This is a genomic window from Paenibacillus sp. FSL R10-2778 (genome assembly GCF_038593035.1).
Taxonomy (GTDB): domain Bacteria; phylum Bacillota; class Bacilli; order Paenibacillales; family Paenibacillaceae; genus Paenibacillus_AQ; species Paenibacillus_AQ odorifer.
The window spans coordinates 843,259-858,134 of record NZ_CP151956.1 but is presented as its reverse complement, the minus strand read 5'-3'; the positions used below and the strand labels follow the sequence as shown (position 1 = coordinate 858,134).

At 46.6% G+C, this 14,876-nt stretch carries 12 protein-coding genes; 6 read left to right on the top strand and 6 right to left on the bottom strand.

All coding sequences use genetic code 11. From position 1 onward, the window contains the following. The first annotated feature begins 16 nt into the window (after positions 1-16). The gene (locus NST40_RS03775) at positions 17-496 is read left to right on the top strand and encodes an NAD(P)H-dependent oxidoreductase (protein ID WP_256719011.1); all 480 of its coding nucleotides are present in this window, start codon (positions 17-19) and stop codon (positions 494-496) included. A 20-nt stretch (positions 497-516) separates the two neighbouring features. On the opposite strand, the gene NST40_RS03770 is transcribed toward NST40_RS03775, so the two are convergent. From NST40_RS03770 to lpdA, 3 genes are read right to left on the bottom strand one after another with little or no spacing between them, the layout of a single operon-like run. Then, positions 517-1,668, bottom strand: a complete 1,152-nt coding sequence (locus tag NST40_RS03770; protein WP_076276978.1) for an ABC transporter permease — start codon at positions 1,666-1,668, stop codon at positions 517-519. Continuing rightward, positions 1,652-2,281 carry a biotin/lipoyl-containing protein gene (locus NST40_RS03765; RefSeq protein ID WP_342410410.1) on the bottom strand — a complete coding sequence of 210 codons (630 nt, stop codon included), beginning with the start codon at positions 2,279-2,281 and terminating at the stop codon, positions 1,652-1,654. The genes NST40_RS03770 and NST40_RS03765 overlap by 17 nt, the downstream gene beginning before the upstream one ends. Continuing rightward, a complete protein-coding gene (gene lpdA / locus NST40_RS03760) occupies positions 2,278-3,672 on the bottom strand; it encodes a dihydrolipoyl dehydrogenase (RefSeq protein WP_342410409.1) in 1,395 nt (464 codons plus the stop codon). Before lpdA ends, NST40_RS03765 begins: the two co-directional genes overlap by 4 nt. Before the next feature lie 194 nt (positions 3,673-3,866). Between lpdA and NST40_RS03755 the strand changes: the two genes are divergently transcribed. Continuing rightward, on the top strand, positions 3,867-4,433 hold the full coding sequence (locus NST40_RS03755; RefSeq protein ID WP_076128582.1) for a TetR/AcrR family transcriptional regulator: 567 nt from the start codon (positions 3,867-3,869) through the stop codon (positions 4,431-4,433). A 44-nt stretch (positions 4,434-4,477) separates the two neighbouring features. Here NST40_RS03755 and NST40_RS03750 read toward each other — a convergent pair whose 3' ends face one another. After that, positions 4,478-5,320, bottom strand: a complete 843-nt coding sequence (locus tag NST40_RS03750; protein WP_076276975.1) for an aldo/keto reductase — start codon at positions 5,318-5,320, stop codon at positions 4,478-4,480. Between the two features lie 223 nt (positions 5,321-5,543). Here NST40_RS03750 and NST40_RS03745 point away from each other — a divergent pair, with 223 nt between their 5' ends. Beyond that, positions 5,544-6,533, top strand: a complete 990-nt coding sequence (locus tag NST40_RS03745; RefSeq protein ID WP_076276974.1) for a DUF4003 family protein — start codon at positions 5,544-5,546, stop codon at positions 6,531-6,533. 21 nt (positions 6,534-6,554) lie between these two features. Continuing rightward, positions 6,555-7,001: a GNAT family N-acetyltransferase gene (locus NST40_RS03740; protein WP_076190108.1), complete on the top strand. Its 447-nt coding sequence runs from the start codon at positions 6,555-6,557 to the stop codon at positions 6,999-7,001. Between the two features lie 682 nt (positions 7,002-7,683). Here NST40_RS03740 and NST40_RS03735 read toward each other — a convergent pair. Next, complete coding sequence (locus tag NST40_RS03735) at positions 7,684-10,329, bottom strand: ABC transporter permease (RefSeq protein WP_076276973.1); 2,646 nt, start codon at positions 10,327-10,329, stop codon at positions 7,684-7,686. 13 nt (positions 10,330-10,342) lie between these two features. Then, positions 10,343-11,044 carry an ABC transporter ATP-binding protein gene (locus NST40_RS03730; RefSeq protein WP_036684849.1) on the bottom strand — a complete coding sequence of 234 codons (702 nt, stop codon included), beginning with the start codon at positions 11,042-11,044 and terminating at the stop codon, positions 10,343-10,345. Between the two features lie 274 nt (positions 11,045-11,318). On the opposite strand from NST40_RS03730, the gene NST40_RS03725 reads away from it, so the two are divergent. After that, entirely contained in the window at positions 11,319-13,094 is a 1,776-nt protein-coding gene (locus tag NST40_RS03725) for an ABC transporter ATP-binding protein (RefSeq protein ID WP_076098706.1), read from the top strand. Then, positions 13,081-14,856, top strand: coding sequence for an ABC transporter ATP-binding protein (locus tag NST40_RS03720; protein ID WP_036684845.1), 1,776 nt, complete (start codon positions 13,081-13,083; stop codon positions 14,854-14,856). The genes NST40_RS03725 and NST40_RS03720 overlap by 14 nt, the downstream gene beginning before the upstream one ends. Positions 14,857-14,876: the final 20 nt, after the last annotated feature.

Sequence of the window (14,876 nt, the reverse complement as noted above, 5' to 3'; positions counted from 1 at the left end):
TCCGTGCGAATACGATCTGCATGCCGATGGATTTGATCCCGTCATGTCGCACGAAGAACTCACTGCTTGGCGGCAAAAGAGAACCCCCGACCCGCTAGTCGCCAATTATCAGCAGCGTCTTATAGCAGCGGATCATATTGTCTTCATTTTCCCTATATGGTGGGAAGCCATGCCCGCTCTTACCAAAGGTTTTCTTGATAAGGTTTTCGCAAAAGGCATTGTCTACGAAGAAACTAAACCTGGGCGGCCCTTCAAATGCTTGCTCCCGAATATTAAAGGAGTGTCCCTGCTGACCGTAATGAACACGCCCGACTTCTTTTATCGCTGGATTTTTGGCAACCCCATCACCAAAATTCTATTTAGAGGCACCTTCCGCAAAATGGGAATACGAAAGAACCTCCGTTGGTATAATTATGCCGGGATGTCAGATCGCAGCTTAGAAGAGCGGGTGAAGCATCTTGATAAAACAGAACAACGGTTTGCACGACTGGACTAAACTAGACTAGATCAAATTACTCAAGCGCTGACTGATTCTGAGAACTGAATCTCTGGTTTCTTCATCTCCCTAAGCACCAGCAATCCAATGAATAAGGATACAACGCCGATAATAATCAGCAGCGCCCCCAGCTCCTGACTGTAGGCTGTTAGCGCCCCATCCCGAAAAGCCATTCCACGTATGAGGCGATTAAGCCAGTTCATAGGTAATACCCATGCGGAAATTTGAAAGAACTCTGGAAAGGCAAGTGGACTCAGCTGGATTCCAGTAGCAAGAAACGACGGATACAACACGAAATTGGTTCGTAAATTAACTTTGGATACGTCTTTGGCAGTATAACCAATCAACAGGCCCATAAGCGACAAGGCAAAGGCATATACAAACAGCGGAATAATAAACAGATAAGGCTCCGCTTCAAAGCGCATTCCCCCCACCTGCTTTAATAAGCCGTAACATAGGAGCAGCGAAATAGTGGTCAAAACAGCGTAAGGTACACTGCGAACCCAAATCTGCCAAGGAGACTTCCCGTTTGCAAAGAGTTTCCCCTCCTGTCGCAACCGAGGGACAATTGAACCCGCTGCGCTTGTTGTAATCATCAGCACCACAATATTCACAAATCCAATGACCATAAAGCCCACATAACTTGTGGTCGGGTTAAATAACATCCGCTGCTGGAGAGATAACGGAGAAGCAAGCCCTTTAGAGGTTTCGGCGTCCATCCCCTTTTGGAGGAGCCGGGTCATAGAAAGAGTCACATTTTCCGTCTGGATGACTTCCTGAATCGCAGTCCGGATGCCGGTTAACCCTGATGGCATTGTATTATCCATTAAGATGCCAATATTCGTTGATATCCCCTGCTGCTGATGTTGCCCCAGCTCTTTGGGAAGCATGATGACCGCTACAGCCTGCTCATTTGCCAGTAACGTCTCTGGGTTCAAGCGGCTGGAGTACACATTTGTTACGTTCATATATGGAGAGGCATTTATCTTAGAGATCAGCTGTCGTGAATACGAACTGTGATCCTCATCAATGACAATAACATGCGATTCGCTGATTTGGTTCTTCGAGAACATTAAGCCAAAAAACAGGGCCGCAATAAGCGGACCTATAAAAATCAGGCGTAAATACTTACTACCCGCCACGTACTTCCATTCGTCAATCAGTGACTTCATCGAGCTTCACCTCCGCTGTCATCCCCGGAAGCAAATCAGCATTCCCATCCATAGTTACACGGACAAGAAACATGCTTAAATCGGCTTGCCCTTTTTCACGTGACATACGTAAGCTCGCAAATTGAGGGGCGGCTGCGATAGATGTAATTACACCTGTCATCTCCGTTGGGTGCTCCAAATATGGAAAATGAACGCCAATACTTTGATTCACCTCTAGCTTTTGGATTTCACTTTCTTGTATGTAGAGATCTGTATAAAAGCTGTTTTTTTGCAAAACCGCCATTGGCATTCCTAGCTGGACTAGATCCCCCGGCTTTACAATAATCTTGTTGACTGATCCGTCCTCCGGCGCAACTACATCTGTTTCTCCTTCAGCAGATTTAACCTTAAACAGCACCTCTCCCTGTTTTATAGAATCACCTACAGCCACACCGACCTCGACAATTGACCCTGGACTATTCTGATAAAATATTGTCTTCTGCTCCGCATCCAGAATCCCTTGTTTCCTGCTCTCAGCCTGACTGACTGCATCCTTTCCTTTTACAGCAAGAAGCGCCCCACCAACAATCAGCACAATCGCAATTCCTATATATAGCCCTGCTTTTATCTTCATTTTCCACTCTCTTTCATCACCATTTTTTTAACTGCATTTTCAGCAGCCTCCATAATTACTTCTCCCAATGTGGGATGAGGGTGAATGGTCATCGCCAAGTCCTCCACAGTGGCTCCCATCTCAATAGCAAGAGCAAGCTCCGACACGAGTGTGGATGCCTCTACTCCAACGATTTGTGCCCCCATCACGACTCCTGAATTTAGGTCCGCTACAAGCTTGACGAAACCTTCCGTCTCCCTCAAGGCCAAGGCTCTCCCGTTAATCCCAAAGGAGGATTTGCCAATAACCAGCAAAATGCCTCTTGCCTTTGCTTCTGTTTCACTTAAGCCTACACTGGCCAGCTCTGGGTGCGAAAAAACAACGAGCGGGATGGCTCGATAATCAACTTCGGAGGAGAGACCTGCAATGACCTCTGCCGCAATCTTGGCTTCGTAGGATGCCTTATGAGCGAGAGTCGGGCCTGCCGTAATATCTCCAATTGCAAAAATATGCGGGATAGCCGTTCTGCACTGTTCGTCCGTCGCAATCAATCCCCTACTCGTCACTGGCAAGCCTATGCGATCTAGTCCTAAATTGCCGTCTGTATTTGGTTTTCTGCCCACAGTAACTAACACATATTCCGCTGTAACATGCTGCTGTTCCTGATTTTTTAAATAATGCAGGGTAATGGTATCTGCACTCTCCACTACGTTCACAGCTGTCGCTCCGGTAATAATTTTCATGCCATCGGCTTTCAGCTGCTTTCCAACAGGGCTCACAAGCTCCGCCTCAAATCCAGGCAGCACTTGTTCTCCCCCTTCCAGAATCGTTACCTTTGTTCCGAATTTGGCATACATCTGCCCCAGCTCGACACCAATATAGCCCCCACCTATAACTACTAGGCTAGTTGGAATCTCAGGGAGCGACAGCGCTTCTGTGGAAGACAAAATACGTCCGCCAACAGGAAAGGCTGGCAGCTCAATCGGACGAGATCCTGTAGCCAGGATAGCGTTTTTAAAGGATAAGGTTTGCTCCTGTCCAGACTGACTGATGATAACTGTATGTTCATCAACCAAGCTAGCCTCTCCTTCGAAAATGCTCACCCCAGCAGTCTTTAATAAATAACTGACTCCACCTGCCTGCTTATTCACAACTCCTTGTTTAAAATCCTGAGCATTTTTAAAAGATGCTGACGCATCTACAAAATTGAAAGGACTGAGCAAATCATAGCGATGTGATTCAGCAATTAATGCTTTGGATGGGATACATCCAACATGCGTGCAGACTCCGCCAAGCTGGTTGCGTTCAACAATTGCTGTTTTCATCCCAAGCTGTGCAGATCGCAGCGCCGCCACATAACCTCCCGGACCTGATCCAATGACCAATGTTTCTACGGCTTCAAGCTTACTCATCTCCTGATACCTCCTGTTGAACTTTTTTAAAATATGATGATCGTAATATATTATTACCATCATATTTTAAAACAGTCAATAACCTTGCCTCGCCTTTCACAAGCTAACTTTCTCAGAATCGCTAAATTGACAGGCTTTATTATGACGCCTATAATATTTTAAAAGTAGAACTATGAAGCTGTGGAGTGATTACAATGCCGTATCCCAAAGGTCATAAAATAAAAGTTCGAAATAAAATCGTTGAAAGTGCTGCTCAGGCTTTTCGCACCAACGGTATTCACGATGTAAGCGTTCCGTTCATTATGAAGGGGGCCGGATTAACTCATGGCGGGTTTTATTCCCATTTTGACAACAAAGAACAGCTTGTCGCGGAAGCCTGCCGGTATGCCATCAGCGATACCATCGCACTTCTGCAGAAGGTCGCTGACCAGGAAGAGCAGAACCCCAAAATCAATGCTGTCATTGATTATTATTTAAGTCCGTATCACCGCGACAAAATGGAGATGGGCTGCATTATTCCTGCCCTTTCTAGCGAAATATCCCGTTCCTCAGAAGAAGTTCGGCAGGTATTCACGCAGGAACTGGAGCGGATGATTGCTTTTATCTCTAATCTGGCGGGAATTGACGCGTCCAAAGGTAGTGCACTGTTCAGTACTATGGTTGGCTCCCTTGTTCTTGCACGGACGGTTAAAGATCCTGAACTAAGCGACAACCTACTCTCGTCTGGCAAACAGTATGCCAAAGCGCTAGTAAGAGCCTAATATAAAAAAACACGCCAATAAATGGCGTGTTGTAGTTAAATTTATTAAAATTCTTCATACGATGCGGGATCTTGATCAGCTATGCGACCTGTTGGCGAGGTTAATGCGGAAATAACGGTCATCTCCGCTTCCGATAATTCAAAATCAAAAATATTCAGATTATCACGCTGATGCTCTAGAGAAGAAGCCTTTGGAATGGGAATAGCCCCAAGCTGTATATGCCAACGTAAGATAACTTGCGATATCGATTTATTATGAACCTTGCCTATTTCCGCTATTTCCTCATTTTCCAGTACACTGCTAGCCCGTCCCAATGGACTCCACGATTCAATCACTATCCCATGCTCTTTGTTCCATGCACGTTGCTCTTCCTGATTAAAATGAGGATGCAGCTCAATCTGATTCATACTCGGCGCTACACCAGTTTCTTGTATCAAACGTTCAATATGCTCCGGCAAAAAGTTACATACACCGATGGAGCGAATCAAACCTTGCTTACGTGCCTCGATCATCGCCTGCCAGGCCTCAACATATAAATTCACTCTAGGGTTAGGCCAGTGGATGAGATAGAAATCATAATAATCCAATCCGGCTCTGAATAAAGACTCCTGTATAGTAGACAACGCTTCTTTATAAGAGTGATGGCGTCCTGGCAGTTTGGAAGTAATGAGTAGCTCTTCCCTAGGCACAGAACTTTGCCGAACAGCCTGGCCTACAGCACCTTCGTTCTCATAATTAAACGCAGTGTCGATCAGACGATAGCCAACATCAATCGCCTTAGTGATGTTTTGTGCTCCCTCAGTTCCGTTTAACGCGTAGGTACCAAAACCAATCGCAGGCACCTTCACTCCATCGTTCAATACGATTTCAGGTATTCTCTCAGTCATCGTCGCTCTTCTCCTTTGTTGTCATTTAAACCCCAGTCGATCCATCTTATAATTATTATAACATCCTCATAGTAAACTCAATCATCGGGTCACCTGAACAACCTCTAGCCTATTAGTAAGCCGCTTTCGTGGGCATCCGATTTATTTTTTATAGTAAAATGAATCTACAACACAGGATTTTCGTAATGTTATGAATTAAAAGTAGAGATAAGAGGTGTATCCAATGAAGGAGCAATATCCTGCTAGGCTTGAATTGTTCGCAGACAACGCTCAGAGGATCAAAAAAGCTTTCCCATGGCAAAATGCAATGGTTAATCGGTTAGCGGCACTATTGTATGCTGTAGAAGACAAAGTTGCAGATGACGAAGCCATCCGTGCCAGCTATGAGCTAATTAAGGAGAGTACCGGGATTTTCTCTCAATTTAGAGGGACTTCGGTGATCAGCATTGCTGCCCTGCTCTCTCTTTCTGACGAGAAGGAAACTCTGCTTGCAAACACACTTGCCGTGTATGATTTAATGAAGGAAGCCAAATTCAGAGCCTCTGATTATCTCGTCGTTGCTGCCTATCAAATCGCTGCTAATGAAACATCGGATCAATATCAGCGTACGGTAGAACGGGCAAAGCTATTTTACGATAGTATGAAGGCAAAACATCGTTTCCTTACCGGACAGGACGATTATATCTTCTCCGCGATGCTTGGTCTTTCCGATATCGATGTTGAGAGTGGCGTGGACCGCATGGAGCAGCTCTATGTAACGCTTAAGCCCGAGTTTATGTCAGGCAACAGTGTGCAAGCCCTGACCCAGGTATTGGTTCTTGGGGAAGAAGCCCCTCAAGCAGCGGACCGTGTATTGGCATTAAGAGAGGCATTTCGTGCACAGGGTATCCGGCTAGACAAGGAATATACCCTCTCCTCACTGGGCGTGTTATCCCTGCTCCCTTGCAACAAGGAGGACATCGTTACTGATGTCTCGGAGACTTACGAATTTTTGCGTACAAAAAAGGGCTTCGGGAACTGGTCTATTGGCAAGCAGGAATTACTGCTCTTGTCTTCTGCACTGGTAGCCTTCAGATCTGTGGAGGATGTGCAAAACGGCGTATTAACTACGATGCTTTCTACCAACATTACCAATATTATAATTGCGCAACAGGCTGCTCTTGCCGGGGCAGCGGCTGCATCAGCTGCGGCTGCAGCTTCTTCTTCGAATTAGATTGAATCGTGAGGGAAAGATATGGACTCAATAAAAATCTTCACAACTAGAAATGAAGAATTGTTAAACCGTCTACTGAACATTTGGGAATCATCCGTGCGGCATACTCATCTTTTTCTATCCGAGCAGGATATTGATGCTTTGCGGCCGCTGGTCACGCAGGCGCTTGAGGGCATAAGCGATTTGTTTGCTTTTACAGATGATGAGGAACAGTTGCTTGGCTTCATAGGGGTTCAGAATAAAAAGATTGAAATGCTGTTCGTAGAACCTGCTGCAATGGGAAAAGGGGTTGGAAAAGCGCTAGTAGCTTATGTCATGCAGAAACTCGCCGTACACCTCGTGGATGTGAATGAGCAAAATCCCCAAGCTTTAGGTTTCTATGAGCATATGGGATTTCAGGTTTTTGAGCGTTCAGCACTCGACGAACAAGGTAATCCTTTTCCTATCCTGCACATGTCGCTTAAGTAGCTTTTTCCTATGCAGGAGACAGTTCAATGCATTTTAATATTGTAAAAAAGACAACAGAGCAGCGATTCTCTCGTTTGAGAACGCAGCTCTGTTGTTTAGTTGTCTGCAGTTTAGGTTGGCGAAGCTAGGAGCGGATAGGAGAAGCTAGGCGTAGATAGGCGTAGCGGCTCCGAGTATTCGGTTCAGCTGTATCTACTTCTACTTCCACTTCTACTTCTACTTCTACTTCTACTTCTAAATTCACTTCTAAATCTACGCATATACCCTCATGCACATCGCCAAATCAAAGCTCTCTGTTGCTTCCGGACTCAGATGACGCTATTTGCTCATTTATCACCTTTGAGGCATAGTTTCGGACTCCAGTGTCGCTATTCTATAGAAAAAGCATCATTTCTGGCGTTTTTTATGCCAATAGCTGCTATGGAGTCCGATATCATTCCAAATGGCGGATAATCCGGCGTTTAAGGTCATCTGGGTCCGTTAGGGTCCGATAGCGTCCAATAGCGTCCAATATCGTCCGATATCGTCGGTTGGCATCTGATAGCGTCAGTTCCTAACCATCCCCAGTTACTTACGGACCCAGATGGCGCTATTTGCTCATTTATCGCCTTTGAGGCATACTTTCGGACTCCAGTGAAGCTATATTCCATAGAAAGAGCCGTAGCTCTGGCATTTTTAGATGCTATTCCACCGACTTCAAAGCCTCTATCATATGGATTCGTTTGAGCTTAATATGCATGAACGCCATGACTATACCGGAGAACAATAGGGTTAGGAGCGCCGCATAAATATAACTTGGCCACTTGATGATCGGAGCGAACATCGTCGCATCCAGCTCGGCCGTCTTCAGGACGAAGCTATGCAGCACTATGCCGAGACCCGATCCAGCCACAATACCGAGTAGGCTAAGCAGCATATTTTCGCGGTAAATATACATGGTTACTTCCTTGTCGTAGAAGCCCAGTACCTTAATGGTTGACAGCTCCCGGATCCGCTCGGACACATTGATATTGGTCAAATTGTAGAGGACGACAAAAGCCAATGCCGCCGCTGAAACAATGAGCACCAAGGTTACAACGTCCATACTCTTCATAGTCTCATCGAAGGCGGAGCCTACACTGCTGGAAAAGCTGATGGCAGCGACGCCCTCATTAGCCGTCAGCTTCTCACCAAATTTGTCTTCCCATATTTTATCGTGTGCGGTGTAGTTCAGCAGTTCTGTGTTGAATAGCGGTTTTTCTCCGAACACAGAAGCATAATACGCCGGTGTCATATAAACATAGTGCATTACATAATTCTCTGTAATCGCCGCGACCTTAATCTCGAACGTCTCATTATCTTTGTCCACCACGGTCAATTTATCACCAGACTCCAGCCCATACAGCTTAGCCAGCTTCTCTGAGATAATAGCCCCATCATCCGTAAGCATCCGTCCTTCTCCACTTTTTCGATCACGCAACTCCACGAAATCGGATAAAGAGTTAACAGAAGTAGGAACGAACAGATGAACTTCTTGGTCATTTACTCCACTAGCATGTGCGGTCATCCGTTCTTGCGCCACACTCAGCGTCCCAGTTACTGCAGATTCACCAGTGATTAGTTGGTCGTAGGCTTTTAGCACATCGGCAGACACATCTTCATGCAGCGCCACAAGTGCATCATATTTCATAATCGTGCCGAATTGCGACCCGGCGATGCTGCCAATTGAATCCTTGAGACCAAATCCCGTCAGGATCAGCGCTGTACAGCCAGCCACACCGAATACAGTCATGAACATCCGCTGCTTATAGCGGAATAGATTCCGTGCGGTAACCTTTTGGACAAAGCTCAATCTCTTCCATATAAAAGTGATCCGCTCCAGTAAAATACGCTGGCCACTCTTTGGTGCCTTCGGACGCATCAATACGGAAGCATTGCTGCGCAGTTCTACCCGTGAGGCAATCCACGCCGTCAACGTAGTACATATTAACGCTACGATAACGGATATGATCGAATACGAAAGATAGAAGTTCTTCGTGATATCCGGTAAATTATAGATTGCACTATACGCATCGTAGATAATACCCGGAAACAGGGTAAAACCAACCGCAAGACCCGCAATTGAAGCCGCCAGACTGGCAAGTGTACCGTAGACCAGGAATTTGGCCATAATGTCGCGGTTGCCATAACCAAGTGCTTTCAGTGTCCCAATCTGCAAGCGATGCTCCTCAACCATCCGTGTCATGGTCGTCAAGCTGACCAGCGCAGCAATCAGGAAAAAGAACACAGGAAACGCACTGGCAATCGCCGACAACCGATCAGCGTTATCTTTATATTCGGCATATCCCGGATTAGCGCTTCGGTCAGTAACGTAGACCTTAAGCTGCTCCAGCTCTGCAAGCTTTTGCTCCCCTGCCGCCAATTCCTCCTTGGCAGAAGCAAGTCCGGCAGCAATTGCCTTCATACTTGCAGCCTGTTCCTGCTGCACTTCCTCCGGCTGGCGCTGCAAATCCGCAAGCTGCTGCTCGGCGGCGGCCACCTTTGCGCGGCCACCAGAAAGCTCTTTCTCGCCTTCCGCCCGCAGCTCAGCAAGCCGTGCTTCCGGCACGCCAGACATCGCCTGCTCTACAGCATGGGTATGCTGTTCGATCAGATCTTCATACTCCGGCGAATAAGCCTTCACCCCGGCTGTATCCTTAAAGGACAGATAGGCTTCCGTATACACCGGAAGCTTGAAATCTGACTCCGGGATCGCGGCGAACGCATCCGCCGTACCTTTGCCGATCCCACTGGTGCCCCGGGTACTTTGCTCAATAAACTGTGGACTTCTAACAAAACCAACTACGGTATACTCCAGTGTCTCGAAGCTGTTCGACAGCTCCGCATCCGTACCGTTTCCACTAAAAGATATCTTGTCACCCAACGCATATTCTTCCGCTAGCTTATCGTCCAGCACGATTTCACCGGAACGCTCCGGTAGATGGCCTTCAATAATACGGTATTGATTAAGTGGTTTATCCGTGTTGTAAGAATTGACTTTAAGTATTAAGGCATTATCACCTACGAATACATCTGCACTATAGCTCGGCTGAATCTCATCGATCCCCTGTACATTTCTGAGTAACCCGATGTTGTCTTCGGTCAGGCCGTAGTTAGTCTGCACCTTCAGATCCATCAAGCGCTGCTCTTTGTAAAAGGTTCCAGCTGTATTCAGCATATCTGGCCCAGTGGCCTTGATTCCGGCAAAAAAGCTGACGCCTAACATAATAATTGCAAAAATCGAAATAAACCGGGCTTTGGTATGCCCAATTTCACGAAAAATATCTTTCCACAATGCTCGCTTTTTCATAGATGCCTTCTCCTTACCATTCAATATCGTCAACGGATACCGGCGAAGGATTGATCACCATCTTCCGTACCTTAGCGTTGTTAATCTCTATAACCCTGTCAGCCATCGGAGCGATCGCCAGATTATGTGTAATTACGATGACCGTTGTCCCGGTGTTACGACAAGTATCCTGCAGCAGCTTCAGCACCTGCTTGCCTGTGTTATAATCAAGCGCCCCTGTCGGCTCGTCGCAGAGCAGCAGCTTCGGCTGTTTAGCCAACGCTCTGGCGATAGCGACACGTTGTTGCTCACCACCGGACAACTGAGCCGGGAAATTATCTAACCGCGCGCCCAGACCCACATCCTCCAGCACCTTACGTGCATCTAGTGCACGCGGGGAAATCTGCGAAGCAAGCTCAACATTTTCCAGTGTGGTCAGATTAGGTACTAGATTATAGAACTGAAATACAAAACCTACGTCATTTCGGCGGTAGCCTGTCAGCTCCTTGGCACTAAACTTGGCGATATCAATGCCATCCACAATGACCTGACCTTCATCGGCAGAATCCATGCCACCCAGAATATTAAGCACCGTAGATTTACCCGCACCACTTGGGCCGACGATCACGGCAAATTCACCTTTTTTTATCTCAAAATCAATCCCGTCATTCGCGACAATCACATTCTCGCCCATCTTGTAACGCTTGTACTCCCCTTTTACAGCAACAAAACTCATTCCTCTTCCTCCTGTCCCTATCCGAACTAAGTCTAATTACTCTACATTGTCTCAGTTTATCATAATTAGAACGCCCAAGCCCGAATGGCAAACCCTCATTACACAAGGTGAAATTCACATCATTAATAAGTTCATTTTTTTGTAACAATAATGTAACAAGGAAATTTTACCGTAAACGATACTTAGTCATTTGATAATGTTATAATCACTTTGTTTTATTTACTCTTTTCAGGCAAGAGTGAAAGAACAAGAACAATCAGAAACAGGTGATCAGATGTTCGAACTGAAATGGCTATGGCAGAACCTAGAGGGAAACCGGACGCGATACATTCTGGCACTCTGCCTTTCGGTGGTGGGCTCAAGTCTTACAATCGTGAATCCGTACATCAGTCAGCGCATTGTCGATACGTTTATAGCCGGTGACAACGCCCTGCAGAATCTTACACAAGAACGGCAATTATTGATTATGCTCTGTCTGGGCATGATCGGATTTTCTCTACTGCGCACAGGTCTCGCATATTTCACGACCATGCAGTACGAGATATCCTCGCAAAATATGATGTACAATGTCCGCATTTATTTGTACAACAAAATTCAGGGACAGGACAGAAAATACTACGATCATAATCGTACCGGCGATCTCATGACCAAGATGACAGGCGATCTGGACATGGTCCGTCACTCTATGGCCTGGATTTTTAAGACGATCATTGAATCGCTAACGATCTTCCTTGCCGCCGTTATCTATTTTTTCACCATAGATGCGGAACTGACGCTGTGGATGCTTATCCTGTCACCGCCCATTTTTATCGTGGCTTACATATTCGCTAAACGCGTCCGTCCTATGTATATTGACTTGCGTGAACGGCTGTCACAGCTTAACACGACTACACAGGAGAATATCTCAGGCAACCGTGTGGTCAAGGCTTTTGCCCGTGAAGAATTCGAGGTCGAAAAATTCACAGAGAAGAATGTCAACTATTCTACAGCGAACAAAAAGGCTGCCCTTGTATGGCTTGATTATTTTCCTTATCTGGAATCCTTCGCTCAGGGCTTCAACGTAATCCTTATGTTGGTTGGTGGTTTGTTCCTTATGAACGGCCGGATCACCTTCGGTGAGTTTATGGCCTTCTCTTCGCTTATTTGGGCTATATCGAACCCTATGCGCAACATCGGTATCATTATCAACGACATTCAGCGCTTTTTTGCGAGCTTGTCCAAAATCGTAGATATCTATTATGCCCGGCCAAATATTGTTAATGAGCATACTGTCACTGACAAACGCCGTTATGAAGGCCGGATTGAATTCGATCATGTCCGCTTCAAATATGATAGCGCTATCGTACTGGACGATATTAGCTTTACCGTTGAACCCGGTGAAACTGTAGCAATCATGGGCGCGACAGGATCAGGCAAAACAACAATCATCAACCTCATCCCTCGCTTCTACGATGTAGCTGAAGGGCGCGTACTCGTAGACGGTGTTGATGTACGGCAGCTGGAGCTTGATGAACTTCGTGGAAATATCGGCATGGCGACCCAAGATGTACTCTTGTTCTCTGATACCATTGATGGAAACATCGCCTATGGCGATCCTGATCTTCCGGAAGAAGATGCAATGGGTTATGCAGAGCTCGCAGCCGCACACGACTTCATTACCAAAATGCCTGAAGGTTATGATACCGTTGTCGGGGAACGCGGAGTCGGACTGTCGGGGGGGCAAAAGCAGCGTATTGCCTTAGCGCGTGCTTTGGCGGTACACCGTCCTATCCTGATTCTCGATGATACGACCTCTGCGGTCGACCTTGAGACGGAGGAGCATATCCAAAAAAGTCTACGTGAACTGGACTATCCTTGTACGAAAATTATTATTGCGCAGCGTGTATCTACTACCTCGCAAGCCGACCGTATTCTCATTCTGGATGGCGGGAAGCTAGTTGAGGAAGGGACACACACTGAACTGCTAGCGAAACGTGGTTACTATTACGAAGTGTTTAAACTGCAGAACGAGGGTATTGGAAGGCAGGTGACCGCAAGTGGCAAGGAATAAATTTGACGTCGATGAAAATCTTGAATCGCCGTTTAATATAAAACACTTCCGGCGTGCGATGGTATATATCAAACGAAAGAAAACCCCAATGATTGTTGCGTTCGTGCTCAGTGCACTTTCAGCAGCCATTTCACTATCGGCTCCGCTGATCATGCAACATGTCATCGACGTGACCATTCCGGCAAAAGAGAAGCTTGCACTGCTGGGTTGGGCTGCACTGATGCTTGTGACCATCGTGGTCAGCGTTTATCTGGCTACGATACGCTCGCGCATCATGACGAGTGTTGGGCAGGATATTATTTTTGACATCCGAACGGATTTGTTTAAGCATCTGCAAGAATTGCCTTTTAAATATTATGACGACCGTCCACAGGGCAAGATCCTTATCCGGGTCGTAAACTACGTCAACGCCGTTTCAGATGTGTTGTCCAACGGGATTATCAACTTTATTCTAGAAATCGTGAATTTGCTCTTTATCGCAGCCTTCATGTTCGCTGTCGATGTACGACTCTCATTTGTCATCCTTGCCGGACTGCCAGTCTTCCTTGGCATCATGCTGCTGATCAAAACCCGGCAACGCCGGGCATGGCAAGCAGTGTCCAACAAAAGCTCCAACCTGAACGCCTATCTGCAAGAGAGCATTAGCGGTATTGGTGTGACACAAATGTTCTCCCGGGAACAACGTAACGAAGGAATCTTCACACGTCTCGCGGGTAATTTCCGTAAAGAATGGATGAAGGCTCAACGTTACAACTTACTTATTCCGTTCTCTGTAGACAACTTGTCTACGATCGTTACATCATTAATTTTCCTTGTAGGCCTACTAACACTGAGTCCTCAAGACATGACCCTCGGTGTCATTCTGGCGATGAGCAGCTACGCTGCCCGCTTCTGGCAGCCGATTCTGAATCTTTCGAACCTGTACAATAACTTCATCAACGCCGTTGCCTATCTTGAGCGTATCTTCGAAACGCTGGATGAACCGGTTACCGTCAGTGATATCCCGGATGCAAAAACACTGCCATCTGTACAGGGCCATGTCACCTTCGACGATGTAACTTTCGCCTATGACCCGGGGCTTAATATTCTGGAGAATATCTCCTTCAAGGTCAAAGCGGGAGAAAGCATCGCGCTGGTAGGACCCACAGGTGCGGGCAAAACAACCGTCGTCAATCTGATCTCACGCTTTTATAACATTTCCAGTGGTCAGATTCTGATCGACGGCCAGGATATCTCGCAGGTGACGTTAAAATCTCTTCGCAGTCAGATGGGGATTATGTTACAGGATAGCTTCATCTTCTCCGGTACCATTCTGGACAATATTCGGTACGGCCGACTGGATGCGACCGAAGAAGAAGTAATCGCCGCTGCAAAGGCCGTTTGCGCCGACGAATTCATCCGTGAATTCGATCAAGGCTACATGACAGAGGTCAATGAACGTGGCTCCAAGCTGTCTCAAGGACAGCGGCAGCTCATTTCGTTCGCAAGAACACTTTTAGCAGATCCGCGCATTCTCATCTTGGATGAAGCCACTTCTTCCATTGATGCGAAGACTGAGCGCTTATTGCAAAAAGGGCTGAATGAACTGCTTAAGGGACGCACCTCGTTCATTATCGCGCATCGCCTCTCCACCGTAAAAAACTGCGATCGTATTATGTACGTATCTAACAAAGGCATCGCGGAAAGCGGCTCACATGATGAGCTTATCGCACAACGGGGCCTTTATTACCGCCTCTACACAGCACAGAAGATGGAAGCTTAATTGAATAAACACCAAAAGAG